Genomic DNA, 3,127 nt, shown 5'->3' on the forward strand with positions numbered 1-3,127 from the left:
ATGAACGGCAGCCGCGTGGCCAATGCCGAACTGCTGGCCGCCCTGGTGGCGGCCGGCCCCTTCGATGCCGACGTGGCGGTGTGCGCGCCGTTCCCGTACCTGGGCGAGGTCGCGCTGTCGCTTCAAGGCCAACGCCTGGCCTGGGGCGCGCAGGATTGTTCAAGGAACGAGAGCGGTGCCTACACCGGCGAGGTGTCGGCATCGATGCTGGCCGAGTTCGGCTGCCGCTACGTGATCGTCGGGCACTCGGAGCGGCGTGCGCTGCATGCCGAATCCGACCAGTTGGTGGCCGACAAGGCGAAGGCGGCGCTGGCCCACAAGCTGACGCCGATCGTCTGCGTCGGCGAGACGCTGGCCGAACGCGAGGCCGGGCASACCGATGCGGTGGTCAAGCGCCAGCTGTCGGCGGTGATCCACACGCTCGCGCACTGCATCTCGCAGGTCGTCGTGGCCTACGAGCCGGTGTGGGCGATCGGCACCGGCAAGACCGCGTCGCCCGAGCAGGCGCAGGCGGTGCATGCGCTGCTGCGCGCGCAGTTGCACGCGGCGACGCAGAAATCCGATGAGATGTTGTTGTTGTACGGCGGGAGTGTGAAAGCCGACAACGCCGCCAGCCTGTTTGCCCAAGTCGACATCGACGGCGGGCTGATCGGCGGGGCGTCACTGAAGGCCGCGGATTTCGCGGCCATATGCAAAGCCGCGGCCTGACCCGCGGACCCTGATTTTTCTGGAGCAAGAACAATGCAAGTGCTGTTGAATTTCGTCGTCGTCATCCAGATGCTGGCGGCCCTGGTCATGATCGGCCTGGTGCTGGTGCAGCATGGCAAGGGGGCTGACATGGGCGCCTCGTTCGGCAGCGGCTCGTCGGGCAGCCTGTTCGGTGCGACCGGCAGCGCGAACTTCCTGTCGCGTTCGACGGCGGTGTGCGCTGCCGTCTTCTTCGTCTGCACGCTGACGCTCGCGTACTTCTCGCACGAGCGCGCGAGCGCGGCGCCGGCGTCGGGCTCGACCATCCTGGATCGCGCGCCCGGCATCGCTGCAAGCGCGCCCGCCGGTGGGGCTTCGGGCGCTGCCGCGATCCCGGCCGATGGCGCTTCGGCCGTCATCGCTCCGGCCGCGCCGGTGCAGGCCGCGTCGGGCGCGGGCGCGATCCCGACCAAGTGATCGGCGGGTGATCGGGGTCAAGGACCTGCCCGGGTATCCGACTGTCGTGCTGCACTGCGGTGCACAGCGCGTAAACCCGAGGTCTTTGAGGTTAGAATTTACGGCTGTTCGGTAAGCCAGTCCTCATGCCAACCGAACAGCGATTTTGAGTGCAGCCGTCGTGGTGAAATTGGTAGACACGCTATCTTGAGGGGGTAGTGGCGAAAGCTGTGCGAGTTCGAGTCTCGCCGACGGCACCAGATCTTTGAACGAGGCACTTACCCAGTGCCTCGTTTGTTTCAAGACCGCTCAAACCACACCATGAACCTCGCTCCCTACCTGCCCGTCATCCTGTTCATCCTGGTCGGCGTAGGGGTAGGCGTAGCGCCTCAGGTGCTCGGTTTCCTGCTGGGTCCGCACAAGCCGGACGCCGCGAAGAATTCCCCCTACGAATGCGGCTTCGAGGCCTTCGAGGACGCGCGCATGAAGTTCGACGTGCGCTACTACCTCGTCGCGATCCTCTTCATCCTGTTCGACCTGGAAATCGCGTTCCTCTTCCCGTGGGCGGTGTCGCTCAAGGAAATCGGCCCTGCGGGGTTCTGGTCGATGATGGTTTTCCTCGGCATCCTCGTCGTCGGCTTCGCCTACGAATGGAAAAAGGGCGCCCTGGACTGGGAGTAATCAGATGAGCATTGATGGCGTTCTGAAAGAAGGCTTCGTCACGACCAGCGTCGACACGCTGATCAACTGGTCGAAGACCGGATCCCTGTGGCCGATGACCTTCGGCCTCGCGTGCTGCGCGGTCGAGATGATGCATGCGGGCGCGGCCCGCTACGACATCGATCGCTTCGGCATGCTGTTCCGTCCCAGCCCGCGCCAGAGCGACCTGATGATCGTCGCCGGCACGCTGTGCAACAAGATGGCGCCGGCGCTGCGCAAGGTCTACGACCAGATGGCCGAGCCGCGCTGGGTGCTGTCGATGGGCTCGTGCGCCAACGGCGGCGGCTACTACCACTACAGCTACTCGGTGGTGCGCGGCTGCGACCGCATCGTGCCGGTCGACGTCTACGTGCCCGGCTGCCCGCCGACGGCCGAGGCGCTGCTGTACGGCGTGCTGCAGCTGCAGACCAAGATCCGCCGCGAAAACACGATCGCTCGCTGAAAGCCCGCATGAGCAAACTCGATACCCTGCAGGCCGCGCTCGAAGCGGCCTTTGCCGGCAAGATCAAGCGCCTGGTGCGCGACCGCGGTGAACTCACGCTGACCGTCACCGCCGAGCACTACGCTGCGGTGGCGCTCGCGCTGCGCGACGACCCGGCGCTGCGCTTCGAGCAGCTGGTCGACCTGTGCGGCCTCGACTATTCGTCGTACAAGGACCAGCCGAACGAAGGCCTGCGCTACTGCGTGGCCTCGCACCTGCTGTCGATCACGCACAACTGGCGGCTGCGCCTGAAGGTGTTCGCACCCGATGATGACCTGCCGATGGTGGCGTCGGTCAACGAGATCTGGAACTCGGCCAACTGGTTCGAGCGCGAGGCCTTCGACCTGTACGGCATCCTGTTCGACGGCCACGTCGACCTGCGCCGCATCCTGACCGACTACGGCTTCATCGGCCACCCGTTCCGCAAGGATTTCCCGACCTCCGGGCACGTCGAGATGCGCTACGACCCCGAGCAGAAGCGGGTGATCTACCAGCCGGTGACGATCGAGCCGCGCGAGATCACGCCGCGCATCATTCGCGAAGACAACTACGGTGGCCTGCACTAGGGGCTCGCGCCTCGAGGCAACGACATGGCAGAGATCAAGAACTACACGCTGAACTTCGGCCCGCAGCACCCGGCCGCGCACGGTGTGCTGCGCCTCGTGCTCGAACTCGACGGCGAGGTCATCCAGCGCGCCGACCCGCACATCGGCCTGCTGCACCGCGCGACCGAGAAGCTGGCCGAAAGCAAGACCTACATCCAGTCGCTGCCCTACATGGACC

5 protein-coding genes, 1 tRNA gene and 1 pseudogene are annotated in these 3,127 nt (G+C 65.7%); all 7 read left to right on the forward strand.

What is annotated here, in order from left to right:
- Window positions 1-708 (forward strand): triose-phosphate isomerase (tpiA, locus tag AC1D15_RS24095; protein WP_477827957.1); only part of this gene is annotated, 708 nt, incomplete at its 5' end.
- Between the two features lie 33 nt (window positions 709-741).
- The gene (gene secG / locus AC1D15_RS24100; RefSeq protein ID WP_477827958.1) at window positions 742-1,164 is read left to right on the forward strand and encodes a preprotein translocase subunit SecG; all 423 of its coding nucleotides are present in this window, start codon (window positions 742-744) and stop codon (window positions 1,162-1,164) included.
- A 154-nt stretch (window positions 1,165-1,318) separates the two neighbouring features.
- Window positions 1,319-1,403: transfer RNA gene (locus AC1D15_RS24105), tRNA-Leu, on the forward strand.
- A gap of 61 nt (window positions 1,404-1,464) precedes the next feature.
- Window positions 1,465-1,824, forward strand: coding sequence for an NADH-quinone oxidoreductase subunit A (locus AC1D15_RS24110; protein WP_047502928.1), 360 nt, complete (start codon window positions 1,465-1,467; stop codon window positions 1,822-1,824).
- Window positions 1,825-1,828: 4 nt separating this feature from the next.
- Window positions 1,829-2,305, forward strand: a complete 477-nt coding sequence (locus AC1D15_RS24115; RefSeq protein ID WP_047502926.1) for a NuoB/complex I 20 kDa subunit family protein — start codon at window positions 1,829-1,831, stop codon at window positions 2,303-2,305.
- 8 nt (window positions 2,306-2,313) lie between these two features.
- Window positions 2,314-2,910 carry an NADH-quinone oxidoreductase subunit C gene (locus AC1D15_RS24120; protein WP_047502924.1) on the forward strand — a complete coding sequence of 199 codons (597 nt, stop codon included), beginning with the start codon at window positions 2,314-2,316 and terminating at the stop codon, window positions 2,908-2,910.
- A gap of 24 nt (window positions 2,911-2,934) precedes the next feature.
- Window positions 2,935-3,127, forward strand: a pseudogene (locus AC1D15_RS24125) (NADH-quinone oxidoreductase subunit D); the annotation flags it as partial.

Source organism: Rhizobacter sp. P2_H2, from assembly GCF_056403375.1.